At 64.4% G+C, this 13,031-nt stretch carries 11 protein-coding genes; 7 read left to right on the forward strand and 4 right to left on the reverse strand.

What is annotated here, in order from left to right:
- Nucleotides 1-3 precede the first annotated feature (3 nt).
- The gene (locus tag IF809_RS12475; RefSeq protein ID WP_453994865.1) at nt 4-843 is read left to right on the forward strand and encodes a bifunctional allantoicase/(S)-ureidoglycine aminohydrolase; all 840 of its coding nucleotides are present in this window, start codon (nt 4-6) and stop codon (nt 841-843) included.
- 52 nt (nt 844-895) lie between these two features.
- Here the strand turns inward: IF809_RS12475 and IF809_RS12480 are convergent, their stop codons facing one another.
- A complete protein-coding gene (locus IF809_RS12480; protein WP_462837701.1) occupies nt 896-2,917 on the reverse strand; it encodes a hybrid sensor histidine kinase/response regulator in 2,022 nt (673 codons plus the stop codon).
- A gap of 238 nt (nt 2,918-3,155) precedes the next feature.
- Between IF809_RS12480 and IF809_RS12485 the strand changes: the two genes are divergently transcribed.
- From IF809_RS12485 to IF809_RS12495, 3 genes are read left to right on the forward strand one after another with little or no spacing between them, the layout of a single operon-like run.
- Nucleotides 3,156-3,815, forward strand: coding sequence for an FABP family protein (locus tag IF809_RS12485; protein ID WP_453994869.1), 660 nt, complete (start codon nt 3,156-3,158; stop codon nt 3,813-3,815).
- Nucleotides 3,816-3,837: 22 nt separating this feature from the next.
- Nucleotides 3,838-4,542 (forward strand): RibD family protein, encoded by a 705-nt coding sequence (locus IF809_RS12490; protein ID WP_453994871.1) that lies wholly within the window; start codon nt 3,838-3,840, stop codon nt 4,540-4,542.
- 8 nt (nt 4,543-4,550) lie between these two features.
- On the forward strand, nt 4,551-5,822 hold the full coding sequence (locus IF809_RS12495; protein WP_462837702.1) for a flavin monoamine oxidase family protein: 1,272 nt from the start codon (nt 4,551-4,553) through the stop codon (nt 5,820-5,822).
- A gap of 35 nt (nt 5,823-5,857) precedes the next feature.
- On the opposite strand, the gene IF809_RS12500 is transcribed toward IF809_RS12495, so the two are convergent.
- The 3 genes from IF809_RS12500 to IF809_RS12510 all read right to left on the reverse strand — a co-directional run bounded on the left by IF809_RS12500 (nt 5,858) and on the right by IF809_RS12510 (nt 7,293).
- Nucleotides 5,858-6,175 carry a hypothetical protein gene (locus IF809_RS12500; RefSeq protein WP_453994875.1) on the reverse strand — a complete coding sequence of 106 codons (318 nt, stop codon included), beginning with the start codon at nt 6,173-6,175 and terminating at the stop codon, nt 5,858-5,860.
- 111 nt (nt 6,176-6,286) lie between these two features.
- Nucleotides 6,287-6,862: a cysteine hydrolase family protein gene (locus IF809_RS12505; RefSeq protein WP_453994877.1), complete on the reverse strand. Its 576-nt coding sequence runs from the start codon at nt 6,860-6,862 to the stop codon at nt 6,287-6,289.
- An 83-nt stretch (nt 6,863-6,945) separates the two neighbouring features.
- Nucleotides 6,946-7,293, reverse strand: coding sequence for a DUF3088 domain-containing protein (locus IF809_RS12510; protein WP_453994879.1), 348 nt, complete (start codon nt 7,291-7,293; stop codon nt 6,946-6,948).
- A gap of 374 nt (nt 7,294-7,667) precedes the next feature.
- On the opposite strand from IF809_RS12510, the gene IF809_RS12515 reads away from it, so the two are divergent.
- The 3 genes from IF809_RS12515 to IF809_RS12525 form a co-directional block, all read left to right on the forward strand.
- Entirely contained in the window at nt 7,668-10,262 is a 2,595-nt protein-coding gene (locus IF809_RS12515; protein WP_453994881.1) for a bifunctional diguanylate cyclase/phosphodiesterase, read from the forward strand.
- Nucleotides 10,263-10,387: 125 nt separating this feature from the next.
- Entirely contained in the window at nt 10,388-12,229 is a 1,842-nt protein-coding gene (locus IF809_RS12520) for an AMP-dependent synthetase/ligase (protein WP_462837703.1), read from the forward strand.
- 129 nt (nt 12,230-12,358) lie between these two features.
- Nucleotides 12,359-13,031, forward strand: a 673-nt coding sequence (locus IF809_RS12525; protein WP_462837704.1) for an oleate hydratase, incomplete at its 3' end; no start/stop codon positions are given.

Here is a 13,031-nt window from a genome sequence, read left to right on the forward strand (position 1 = left end):
ACGATGTCATCGCGAACTTATCACATCCCGCAGGGCGGTCTGCCGCCGCAGACCGATCTTCTCAGCGGCCGCGCGGTCTTCACGACCGCATACGCCGTGATTCCGGGCAGCGTGCAACGCGATATCGTCGTCAGTTACCTGCCGCACTGGGACAACACGCGGGTCTGGGTTCTCGCGCGACCGCTGTCCGGCTTCGCCGAGACGTTCTCCCATTATCTGATGGAGATCGCGCCGGCCGGCGGCAGCGACATCCCCGAGCCCGAAAAGGACGCCGAGGGCGCGCTGTTTGTCGTGGGCGGACAAGTCATCCTCAAGCTGGCAGGCAAGGAAAGCGAGCTGACGGCCGGCGGTTTCGCCTATATCCCGCCGGGTTGCGCGTGGGGCCTGCGTAATCGCGGCCGGGCCCCGGCCCAGCTGCACTGGATCCGCAAGCTGTACCAGCGCGTGCCGGGTTTGGCTGATCCCGAGCCGATCGTGACCAACGAGCAGTCGATCGCGCCGACGCCGATGCCTGACACGGAGGGGCGTTGGGCCACTACGCGCTTCGTCGATCCCGCCGACCTCAGGCACGATATGCATGTCACGATCGTGACGTTCGAGCCGGGGGCAACGATTCCCTTCGCCGAGACGCACGTCATGGAGCACGGGCTGTACGTGCTCGAGGGCAAGGCGGTCTACCGTCTCAATCGCGATTGGGTCGAGGTCGAGGCCGGAGATTACATGTGGCTGCGCGCGTTCTGCCCGCAGGCGTGCTACGCGGGCGGCCCCGGCCGGTTCCGCTATCTTCTCTACAAGGACGTCAACAGGCACATGAACCTGCGGCAGGGCGCGCCGCTGATATAGGGCGAGTGCGTCGGCTGCGCCCGTGGTCGCGGCCGCGTGTTGCAGCCCGCTGTCACCCCGTTTTGGCCAGATTGGCCAGGCTCGCCGCCAGCTCATCGCTTCGGAATGGTTTTGTCAGCCGCGACAAGTCCGGCGTGATGCCTTCGTTGTTGGCGTAGCCTGACACGACGAGGATCTGGATCTCGGGATATTGGCTGCGCAGCGCGAGGCCGAGGTCCGTTCCGCTCATGCCGGGCATCAGATGGTCGGTGATAAGCAGGTCCGGGCGCAGGCCATCTTTGACGCGCTGAAGCGCATCCTCGGCTGAGCCTGCCTCGACGACCCGGTAGCCGAGCTCGCTCAGCATTTCGGCGGTGCTCATGCGCACCAGCGGCTCGTCGTCCACCAGCAGTGCCGTGCCGGTGTGCAGCGGACGCAGCTTTGCTTGCGGGGCGGCATCGATCGCGCCCGCGGCCGCATGACTGACCGGCAGCCACAATTCGACCGTGGTGCCTGCCCCCACAGCGCTCCTGATCGTCAGGGCACCGCCCAGTTGAGAGGCAAGGCCATGGACCATCGAGAGGCCAAGGCCGGTCCCTTGCCCGATGCCCTTGGTCGAGAAGAACGGCTCGACCGCGTGAGCCAGCGTGTCCTCGTCCATGCCGTTGCCGGTATCCGCAACCGAAATGCAGACATAGGCGCCCGGCACGAGGTCAGAGCCGTGCGCGCGTTCAACCGTGCGGGCCTTGGCTGAGATGCGCAATTTGCCGCCGTCGGGCATGGCGTCACGCGCGTTCACGCTGAGATTGAGAATCGCCATCTCGATCTGGTTGGGATCGGCCATGGCTTCGGGCAGCCCGTCCGGCGTGTCCACCGTCACCTGGATCTGCGGTCCGGTCGTGCTGGAGATCAGCTCGCCCATGTCGGCGACGAGCCGGCCGATATTGACCGGAACGGGCTGGAGCGGTTGCCTGCGCGCGAAAGCAAGCAGGCGCTGCACCAGCGTCTTGGCGCGCTCGGCCGCCTGCGCGGCCCCGGCGATCAGGCGATGCTCTCGCTCGCCGCCGATGCCCTTGCGTTGAAACAGGTCGAGCAGGCCGACGATCGGCGTCAGCAGATTGTTGAAGTCGTGCGCGACGCCGCCGGTGAGCTGGCCCATCGCCTCCATTTTCTGAGCCTGACGCAGCGCTTCCTCGGCTTTCGCCAGGCGTGCCTGCTCCTCGAGGCGATCGGTCACGTCCATCCCGGTCAGGAATGCGCCGATCCGCGTGCCATCGGGCGTGCGCAATGCCTCGAACTTCATCTCGTAGACACGGCGATCAAACCTGATGTCGCCGAGTTCCTCGATGGTCGTGAAGCTTTCGCCGGCCAGCGCCCGGCTCCAGATCGCGGTAGCTGCCGCGAGATGCTCGGGCCGGTCGGCGAGGAATTCCTGCAGGGAATCGCCGACCTTAGGTCGCTTGCCGTAGATGCGCTGATACGCGTCGGAGCAGGACGCGTTGATCGCAAGCCAGCGATAATCGAGATCGAGTGCCTGAATCTGCCCATCCGTGGTTTCCACGATGGTGGCGAGCAGATGACGCTCCGCCGCGCGCTCGGCCACGCGCTGCTCGAGCGTCGCGTTCAGCTCCCTGTAGCGTGCTTCACTGGCCCGCAATTGCGTCTCGCCGAGAACACGCTCGGTCGTCTCCGAGACGATGCAAAGGACGCCGCCGACCGAACCATCATCGTCAGGCACGGCCGAGTAGGAGACATCCCAGTAGCTCGTCTCTCCATAGCCATGGCGCTCGACGTAGAAGGGGCGGTCCTTGGCGGCGAATGTCTTTCTCGTCTTGCGCACGCCCGACAGCAGCGGCTCCAGGTCGTCCCACAGCTCGCCCCAGTTCTCGATGGCGGGCCGGCCAAGGGCGCGGGGGTGATTGGCGCCGATGCCGGGCGCATAGGCGTCATTGTAGAGCGCTATGTAGTCGGAGCCCCAGAACAGCACAATCTGGGCCTGTGCGGCCAGCAGCATGCCGACCGTCGTTTTCAGGGCCTGGGACCATTGGTGGGGAGGACCGAGCGGCGAGCCCGACCAATCGAGGGTACGCAACATCGCACCCAGCTCGCCTCCGTCGGAGAGGAAGCCCACATCGATTGACTGCCGAGCAGTTTTCTCCGACAGCACCGGACCCCCTTGCGACGCGTGACATGGGCGTCCTTGCCCATTCGAGCCCGGATTTCGAGGACCAGGCACTCGAGCCCCCACAACGTGCGGGGCAGCCCTTCGGTTCCATCGTGCTGGTTTCCTGCTGCCCTATGCTAATGCTGCCGCGCAACAATGCGAGGTCTGCATGCTCCCCCTCCCGGCCGACATCTTCACTGAGCCCGAGGACGTTTCTCCCGACAGTCTTGCCAATCTCGGGCCGCTGCGCCGGCTCGCCGGCACCTGGCAGGCGGACAAGGGCATTGACATCAATCCAAAGGCGGACGGGCCGGAGCGGCGGACCTTCATCGAGCGCATCCGGATGGACCCGATCGATCCGCAGGCCAACGGGCCGCAACTGCTCTACGGCCTGCGCTATCACATTCACATCAACACGCCGGAAGAAGACATCACGTTCCACGACCAGGTTGGTTATTGGCTGTGGGAGCCCGCGACCGGGCTGGTCATGCAGACGCTGGCGATTCCGCGTGGACAGGTGCTGCTGGCCTCGGGCAAGGCGGCGCCGGACGACAGGAAAATCTCCGTCACGGCGAAGCGCGGCGATACTGCTTACGGCATCTGCTCGACCGATTTCCTGGAACAGGCATTTCGCACCGACAGCTATCGTTGCGACATCACCCTTAATGACGACGGCAGCTGGAGCTATCTGATCCAGACCGAGTTGTTCGTCCGCGGCGCCCCGTTCAATCATCACGACAGCAACACGCTTCTGCTGGTCGCGCCGCCCAAGCTTAATCCGCTCGCGGCGATTGTGAACGAGCGCGCCAAGGGTAACAGGCCGGCCTGAGAAGGCGGCGCGGAGAATTGTCATGAAGCCCTACGTCATCTGCCTGATGCACGCGAGCCTCGACGGCCGCACCCATCCAAGCCGCTGGCGTCCAAAGGGCGCCGGCACCGACTGGTTCGAGAAGATCCATGACGAGCTCGGTGGCGATGCCTGGGTGATCGGCCGCGTGACCGGTTCCGAATTCGCCAAGGGCCAGCCCTATTCCGAGACGCCGAACCAAAAATTTCCCCGCGAAAACTGGTTCGCGCGACGCGATGCCAAAACCTATGGCGTCGTGCTCGATGCGCACGGCAAAATCGGCTGGGGCCGCGCTGAGATCGGCGGCGATCCCATCGTCGTGGTGCTGACCGAGAACGTGCCGGATTCGCATCTGGCCGGTCTGCGCAGCGAGGGCGTGTCCTATATTTTCGCAGGCAGGTCCGAGATCGACCTGGTGCTGACGCTGGATATTCTCAACCGCGAGCTCGGCGTGAAACGTCTGCTGGTGGAGGGCGGGGGTGTCGCCAATGGTGCGTTCCTGCGCGCCGGCCTGATCGACGAATTCAACCTGATCCTCAGCCCCGCGATCGACGGGGCCAGGGGCGCGCCCTTCGTGTTCGATTCGACCGAGGCCGACAGTGACAAGCGTGCGCCACTCGCCGCCATGACGCTGGAGAGCACGCGGAATCTCGGTGGCGGCGTGCTGTTGCTGCGCTATCTCATCCAGAACGACGTCACGCGGCGATAGCGAGCTTCATGTCAGACACGCCAGAGCATATCGTCATTGTCGGCGCAGGCGCCGCCGGACTGATGGCCGCCCGCGCGCTTGCGCGCGCCGGCAAGCGCGTGACCATCCTGGAGGCGCGCGACCGCTGTGGCGGGCGCATCCATCCGCTTTCGGCAGCGGAGTTCGGCTACCCCGCCGATGCCGGCGCCGAGTTCGTCCATGGCGAGGCGCCGGTCACGCGCGCCCTCGCTCGCGAAGCCGGGCTGATGGTGCGGACGATCGGCGGCGCGCAGTGGAGCTTCGACGGTACGACATTCTCGCGGGAGAATCCGCGCGATCCCCACGACGCCGCGCTTCATGCCGCCGTGAAGGACCTGACGGACGATCTTACCGTCGCCGACTTCCTGCGCCGGCATTTCGCCGGTCCGGACCATGCGCGCCTGCGGCATGCCGTCGAGCGCATGGTCGAGGGCTATGATGCGGCCGATCCCGAGCGCGCCTCGACGCTGGCGCTGCGTGATGAGTGGATGAACGAGGGACATCAGGCGCAGGCGCGCATCGACGGCGGTTATGGCGCCCTGATCGATTTTTTGACCGCCGCTTGCCGCGAGTTCGGCGTTGCAATTCACCTCGGTGCCGTGGTCACGGCGATCGAGGAGAATGGAAGCAAGGCCGTCGTCCGATGTGCCGGCGGAGCGCTGCAGATTTGCGATCGCGTCATCCTCACCGTGCCGCTGCCCTTGCTGCGCGAGATCGCGTTGCCCGCAGCCGTGCGGGCGAAGGCGGCGGCTGCTGACGACATCGGCTTCGGCAGTGTCATCAAGATCCTGCTGCGGTTTACGCGGCCATGGTGGCGCGAGCGGCGCGAAGATTTTTCGGACATGCTGTTCCTGCTGTCGGACGAAACGATTCCGGTGTGGTGGACGCGATACCCGGATCAGCATCCTGTGCTGACGGGATGGTTCGGCGGTCCGCGAACGGCGGAGCTGTCGCATCTCGAGCCGCAAGGATTGATCGACGCCGGGATCTCTTCGCTCGCCGCGATCTTCAGCATTCCGCGCGAGGAGATTGCGCGCGGTGTTATGGCGGCTGCAGCGACCAACTGGGCGCACGAACCCTTCGCCCGCGGTGCCTATTCCTGGGCAACGCCGCGGACGCGCGCGGCGCAGCAACGACTGGCACGCGCCGACGGCCTGGTGCTGTTGTCAGGTGAAGCGCTCTATCGTGGTCGCGACATGGGAACGGTCGAGGCCGCGCTCGCGAGCGGAGCGGAAACGGCGGGATTGATCTTGCGCGGATAGGAAAGAAGGCCCGCATCTTTGCGGGCCTTTTCGTCTCACCAGCGACTGCCGCCGAAGCTGAAGGTCACGCCGGGACCGCCGCCGCCATAATAGCCGTAGGGGCCGCCGCCGTAATAACCCTGGTGCCGCGGGTAATAGCCGTAGCCGCGATAGTGCGGCCGATAATAGCCGTGGTGCGGGCGCCAATGATGATGGCGGTGGCCGTAATAGTTGTGGTGTCGGTGCTGCGCGCTGATGTCGGTCGATTGGCTGGATCGCGCGTTCTTCTGGGCCTTTCCGCCGGCCGCGTTGGCTGCGGATCCGCCGGCCAGCGCTGCAGCGCCGACAGCCATCGCGACAAAGAGATATTTCATGTCATCACTCCAGTTGAGATATCGAGTGACAACAGATGGGCATCGCTCGCGTTCCGGCGAGCGTGGGCGTCGAAACGACGCAGACGATCGACGTGAAAATCGCGCTGAGGTTTATTGTCGCATCGCGGTCAGCGAGGCGATCACTTCAGTCGTGGTCACGATGCGGGCAAATTCGCCGTTCAGATTCGACAGCGTCATCGCGTGAATGTCCTCGGCCGAATGCATGTCGCCGTCGGGACCCGTGCGGTCGAACGTCCAGGTCGCGTCTCGCACCAGGCGCGTGTCGAAGCCGAGATTTCCGGCCATCCGCGTCGTCGTCTCCACGCAATGATTGGTGGTGGCGCCGCAGATCACGAGCGCGGCGATGTCGCTCGCGCGCAGACGCGCCTCGAGGTCGGTGCCGATGAAGGCGCTATTCACGCGCTTGACGATCACGGGCTCGCCAGCCTGCTCGCGTGCCTCGTCCTTCACGGCGTAGCCGGAGTATTCGGGGCGGAACGTCGAGTTCGGTTTGGTGCCTTCGTGACGGATGTGGAAGATCGGCGCGCCGCTCGCCCTGAACGCTGCGAGCAGATCGACAATGCGCGCCACCGCGTCCGGATTGTTGCGCCGCTTGCCCGCGGCCTCCCATTCGTCGAATGCACGCTGGACGTCGACGACGATGAGAGCGGGGAGAGGATGGGACATGGCCGGCATTCCGCAGTTTTGGCCGAGTATGCGTGGCGATCGCGAGGCCGGGCAATGCCGATTTTCCCTCGTTTCGGGACGGCTCACGGATGCGGACCGGGAAATCCGTGGCGCTCGGACAGCGCGGCGAGGATGGCATCCTTATCGGCGATGAAGGCGCGCCCCTGGTAGCTGCCGGTCGGGTGTCGCGATGTCGCGCCGTCGGCCAACACCAGCAGCGGCAGCCATTGGTTTTCTTCGCCGACGAATGCGATCACGGCCTGCCGCGGCTTCGGCCAGGCGATGCGTTCGACGTCGAGCTTTTCGGCCAGCGTCGGAAACGAGGCGAGCACGCCCTCGATCAGCGCGCAATGCCAGCAATAGAAGCGTTGGCCGGGGTAGGCCGGGTCTTTGAAACCGGGGTGCAGCAGAAAGAGGCGGTCGCGTGTCATGAGTTTGCTTCGAAGCAGGCCGGCTCTGGTACTATAATGCATTGACGGTCGGATGCTACCCCTGGCTCGCGAGTCGATGCGCATCTGCATCTCAATATGAGATGATCTCCGTAATGCTACGGTTAGGTCGATGCAATTCTGGCGGGAGGATGGAACAAAAGCTTAAGGCGGCCAGCCTAGGCTTCCGACGAAACGCTGGGAGCTTCCCAATCGTTCGTTGCAGAAAGGACTGTCCGGGCGCTCCGGGCAGTGAGTTCATGCCGGGTTTCGAGCCGCTGCCAGCGACTGGCGATGTAGTTTCGTCCGGTCGCGATTCAGATCGCCGGCATCCCATGATGCGGGCGGCAAATGCCATGCGCCGCATAGGAGCGAGTGTGTGGCGCAGTGTGCCGCTGCAACTCGCGGTGTTCTTTCTGCCGCTGGTGTGGATCAGCTATTTCGCGATCACCGTCTCGGAGAGAACGGAAGCGTTGCAGCAGGCGCGGTCGCACGGGGATAGCGTTGCAAAACTATTCCAGGAGAATACCGAGCGGATCTTCGAGCGGGTCGATCAATCGCTGTCGATCGTGCAGACGCTTTACGCCCAGGATCCGGCCGGCTTTGATCTGAAGTCCTGGAGCGACCGAGCGCATCTTGCGAGCGGCGATGTCGTCCAGTTCTCGCTGATTGGCCTCGACGGTTACATGTTCGCCACCACCTCGGGCTATTCCGGTCCGCCGCTCTATCTCGGCGATCGCGAGCACTTCATCAACACGCTCAGGCAGGCCGACGACAGGCTCTATGTCGCCAGGCCGGTCTTCGGCCGGGCGTCGAACAAGTGGACGATCCAGCTCGCGCGCAAGCTGCTCGATCAGCAGCAGGCTGCCTTGGGCGTGATCGTCGGCTCGATCAGCGTCGACATGGTCGGCAATTTCTACGAGACCGCCAAGCTCGGTGCCGGAGGCACTCTCGTCCTCCGCAACGCGAACTACGTGGTGCTTGCCGCGCGCGGCGTGGATCAGAACGGATTCGTCGGGCAAGTAGCTGCCGGGCACATCCAAAGCCGGCTGCCGAACGGTGATGGACAGTACTGGAGCGAGGGGCGCACGGACCGTAGCAACAGATTGATTACCGTGCGCAGATCCGCGCTCTTCCCGCTGATTTTTACCGTCGGTATCGCCGAGCAGGAGATCTACGCGCATTATGAGTCCAGACGGGATGCTTATCTGGGCAGCGCGCTGATCTTGACCCTGGTGATCGTGGTCGCGACGACGCTGCACTGGCGAAGGCAACAGGCTCTCGACCGCGCCCAATCCGAATTGCGCGATTCACTGGGCAAGTTCGAGGATGCTTTGCGCAACCTGCCGCAGGGGTTGAGCATGTTCGACGGCAATGATCGCCTGGTCGCATTCAATCGTCAGTGGCTCGATATGTACGGCCTTCCAGCTGACGATATTCACCTCGGGATGAACTTCCACGAGGTGTTTGCGCATCAGGATGCCGTGTCGGACCTCGGTGAATATCTGAGCGATCTGAAGCGCCGTCTTGCCGCGTCGGAACACGCGTCGAATACGCTGACATTCCCCAACGGCCGGATCGTCCACATTTCCTACGGTCGGCGCCAGGACGGCGGCTGGGTTGCGATGCATCAGGACATCACGGAGCGCAAGGCATCCGAGGACCGGATCGAGAAGCTCGCCCACTATGACAGCCTGACGGGACTCGCAAACCGCAACCTGTTCAAGGATCGAATCGAAGAGGCGCTGGCGAGGCACAGGCGGATGCACACGCCCTTCGCCGTGCTTCTGTGCGACCTCGACAAGTTCAAGTCGGTCAACGACGCTCTTGGTCATCAGTCCGGCGATGCGCTGCTCAGCCAGGTCGCCGGCCGGATCAAGGCCGAAATACGCGAGGTCGATACCGCTGCGCGAATGGGAGGCGACGAATTCGCGCTGATCGTGATGCCGGGCCGGGGCTCGCTCAGGGACGGGGCCGCCATCCTGGCGGACCGGCTCGTGAAGGCGCTTGCCGCCCCTTACGACATCGACGGCCATGCGATCGTGATCGGCTGCAGCATCGGCGTCGCAGTGGTGCCCGATCATGGGACGCGAATCGACGAAATTCTCCGCAACGCCGACCTGGCGCTGTACAAGTCGAAAAATGCAGGTCGCAATTGCTTCAGCGTCTATTCGCCGGACTTGAAGATCGAAGCCGACCAGCGCAGTCTCCTCGAGATCGAATTACGCGAGGCGATCTGGCGAGAGGAGATCGAGGTCTTCTATCAGCCGGTGGTCGAACTCGGCACTGGCCGAATGGTTTCTGTCGAAGCGCTCGCCCGCTGGCACCACCCGACCCGGGGCTTCGTCCCGCCGGCGGAATTCATTCCGATCGCCGAGGAGGCCGGGCTGATCGTCGAGCTCGGAAATCTGGTGCTGGCGAAGGCGTGCCGTGACGCCATGAAAATGCCTGACGAAGTCAAGGTGGCCGTCAATCTGTCGGCCGTCCAGTTCACCAAGAGCAACCTCGTCGACGTCGTGAAGTTCGCGCTTGCCGAGAGCGGGCTTCCCGAATGCCGGCTGGAGCTGGAAATCACGGAGAGTGTGTTCCTGGCCGACAGCGCCGAAAATCTCAAGACGCTCCGGAGTCTGAAGGCTCTCGGCGTGTCAATCGCACTTGACGATTTCGGCGTCGGCTATTCGGCGCTGTCATACCTGACCGCCTTTCCGTTCGACAAGGTCAAGGTCGACAAGGCGTTCATGGATCGGATCGACCGACCGGAGACGCGCGCGGTGTTGGGATCGATCGTTCAGCTCGTGCGGACGCTCAACCTCGCGATCGTCGCCGAAGGAGTAGAGACCCAGCAGCAGGTCGATGAAATGGGCGCGCTCGGCATTCCCCTCGGCCAGGGCTATTTCTTTCACAGGCCTGTGCCCCTCGCCGATATCGCCTCGCCATCGTCGACCGCACCCAAGTGGCAGGCAGTCGCCTAGCGAGCCTGCGTGTTGCCCGATCACGACCTGGCGTTTTGCTCAGGATCAATCTTGCCGGGGATCGGTTGGCATAGCTTGCGACCCGGTGGATTCCGCGGGAGTCCAGCATATCCTGAGTCAACGTGATGGCAGATCAGATTCCGCAAGCCAGGCCCGGCACGCTCGCCCAAGTGAGGACACTGCCGGAGCTCCTGCGCTGGCGCGTCGGCGCAACGCCCGCGGCGGAAGCCTATCGGCATTTCGACGCCTCGGTCGGACGCTGGATCAGTCAGTCCTGGCAGGAGATCAACGCGGAATTCGAGATCTGGCGACGGGCGCTCGCTGCCGAAGGCTTCGCGCCCGGCGAGCGCGTCGCGATCCTGATGCCGAACGGAACGGCGCATATCGCGATGGACCAGGCGGCGCTGTCGCGCGGTCTCGTGCCGGTGCCAATGCATGCGGTCGACAACCCCGACAGCATCGCCTACATCCTTGCCGATTCCGGTGCCCAGTTCCTGTTCGTCGATACCTTGCAGCGATGGCAAGCGATTGTAGCGGTCGGCCAGCCGCTGGACCATCTCAGACGCGTCATCTGCGCGGATACGAGCGGACGAGCAACAGCGGACGCGCGCGTCATCGCGCTCGATCGCTGGCTCGCCGCCGCGCCCGGCGCGACCGCGCCGATGGCGGATGTCGTGGTGAAACCGGACGATCTCGCCGCCATCGTCTACACGTCAGGCACGACCGGCCGGCCGAAGGGCGTGATGTTGTCGCATCGAAACGTTGTCGCCAATGTGAAGGCGATCGCGCAGCGCATTGCGGCAGCACCGGATGACGTCTTTCTGTCCTTTCTGCCGCTCTCGCACACGTTCGAGCGCACCGGCGGCTACTACTATCCGATCGCGGCAGGCGCCTGCGTGGCCTATGCGCGCTCGGTGCCGCTGTTGTCGGAAGACTTGAGACATGTTCGGCCGACGGTGCTGGTTTCGGTGCCGCGGATTTACGAGCGCATCTCGGCGCTGATCATGCAGCACCGCGCCGCAGCCGGAGCTGTCGAGCGCGCGCTGCTCGATCTCACGCTCGCCGTAGGTAACAGGCGTTTCGACGCGCGGCAGGGCCGCGGTGGGCTGTCGCCGCTCGATCGGCTGATCTGGCCGCTGCTGAAGCGGCTCGTCGCGGACAAGGTGCTGGCACAGCTCGGCGGCCGGCTGCGGGTCGCGGTCTCCGGGGGCGCCCCGATCGCAGAGCCGGTCATCCGCCTGTTTCTCGCACTTGGGCTCGACATCCTCCAGGGCTACGGCATGACCGAGACTTCGCCGGTGGTCTCCGTCAACACCATCGAGGACAACGATCCGCGTTCGGTCGGTCACGTCCTTGACGGCGTCGAGGTCAGGCTGGGCGAGAACGATGAGCTGCTCGTCCGCGGGCCGAGCGTGATGCTGGGGTACTGGAACAAGCCGGACGAGACACGGCGCGTGAAGGAGGCCGACGGCTGGCTGCACACCGGCGATCAGGCGCGGATCGAAAACGGCCGTATCACCATCACCGGTCGCCTCAAGGACATCCTGGTCACCTCGACGGGCGAGAAAATCGCGCCGGTGGATCTGGAGACCGCGATCCTGGCGGATCCCCTGTTCGAGCAGGCGCTGGTGATCGGCGAGCAGCGCCCCTTCCTCGCTGCGCTTGTCGTGCTCAACGCCAAAGCCTGGGTACAGGAGAAAGAGCAGCTCGCAGCCGCCGGCGAGCAAGGCGGTGCGGCGGAGCGCGCCGCTCTGCTCGCAAGAATCGCAGCGGCCGTGAAGGCCTATCCGTCCTATGCGACGCCACGCGCGGTCTGGTGGACGCTGGACCCCTGGACCATCGGCGCCGGGCTGCTGACGCCGACGCTGAAGAACAAACGCCCGGCGCTCGAACGCCGCTTCGCCGCCAAGATCGAGCAGATCTACGCGAAGAAGCCTCCAAGCGTGCACGAAGCGCGCGGTGGATGAGGGGCACGTGGCAAGGCCGGCTCAACTCAATGTGATGCTCAGCGTTCCTACGCTTGATCCAACGCAACTTCGACCGATGCGCGCAGATGCAATGTCGTGCCGAAAATTGGACTGCAATCGAGGCAAGGCATGAAGGCATATTTCATTGGTGGCGGCATCGGGTCGCTCGCGGGCGCGGCGTTCCTGATTCGTGATGCGAAGCTTTCGGGCCGCGACATCCTGATCTACGAGGCGCTTCCGCTTGTCGGCGGCAGTCTCGACGGCGCGCAGCTTGCGAACGGCGCCTATTCGCTGCGCGGTGGACGCATGCTCACCACCGACCATTACGAGTGCACCTGGGATCTGTTGTCGGACATTCCCTCGCTCGAACGCCCGGGCCACAGCGTGCGGGACGAAACCGTCGCGTTCAACACGGAGAACCCCGCGCATTCGCGCGCGCGCCTGGTGGATCGCAACCGCTTCAAGATCGACGTCTCGCATATGGGCTTCTCGGCGCGCGACCGGCTCGAGCTGTTGCGGCTCACCGAGGCCTCCGAGGAAACGCTCGGAAACAGTCGCATCACCGACTGGTTGTCGCCAAATTTCTTCGAATCCAATTTCTGGTACATGTGGCAGACCACTTTTGCCTTCCAGCCCTGGCACAGTGCGGTCGAGCTGAAGCGCTATCTGCACCGCTTCATGAACGAGTTTCCGCGCATCGAGACGCTCGGCGGCGTCAAGCGCACGGTCTACAATCAGTATGACGCGATCGTGCGGCCGCTCGAGGACTGGCTGAAGCGGCAGGGCGTGCAGTTCGTGCGCG

This window comes from Bradyrhizobium sp. UFLA06-24 (genome assembly GCF_054967145.1).

Bases quoted from the DNA above. Each gene is read 5' to 3' on its own strand.
- IF809_RS12500 (WP_453994875.1), bottom strand. From the start codon at position 6,175: ATGAAATATCTCTTTGTCGCGATGGCTGTCGGCGCTGCAGCGCTGGCC.
- IF809_RS12480 (WP_462837701.1), bottom strand. From the start codon at position 2,917: ATGTTGCGTACCCTCGATTGGTCGGGCTCGCCGCTCGGTCCTCCCCAC.
- IF809_RS12490 (WP_453994871.1), top strand. From the start codon at position 3,838: ATGAAGCCCTACGTCATCTGCCTGATGCACGCGAGCCTCGACGGCCGC.
- IF809_RS12510 (WP_453994879.1), bottom strand. From the start codon at position 7,293: ATGACACGCGACCGCCTCTTTCTGCTGCACCCCGGTTTCAAAGACCCG.
- IF809_RS12495 (WP_462837702.1), top strand. From the start codon at position 4,551: ATGTCAGACACGCCAGAGCATATCGTCATTGTCGGCGCAGGCGCCGCC.
- IF809_RS12475 (WP_453994865.1), top strand. From the start codon at position 4: ATGTCATCGCGAACTTATCACATCCCGCAGGGCGGTCTGCCGCCGCAG.
- IF809_RS12485 (WP_453994869.1), top strand. From the start codon at position 3,156: ATGCTCCCCCTCCCGGCCGACATCTTCACTGAGCCCGAGGACGTTTCT.
- IF809_RS12520 (WP_462837703.1), top strand. From the start codon at position 10,388: ATGGCAGATCAGATTCCGCAAGCCAGGCCCGGCACGCTCGCCCAAGTG.
- IF809_RS12505 (WP_453994877.1), bottom strand. From the start codon at position 6,862: ATGTCCCATCCTCTCCCCGCTCTCATCGTCGTCGACGTCCAGCGTGCA.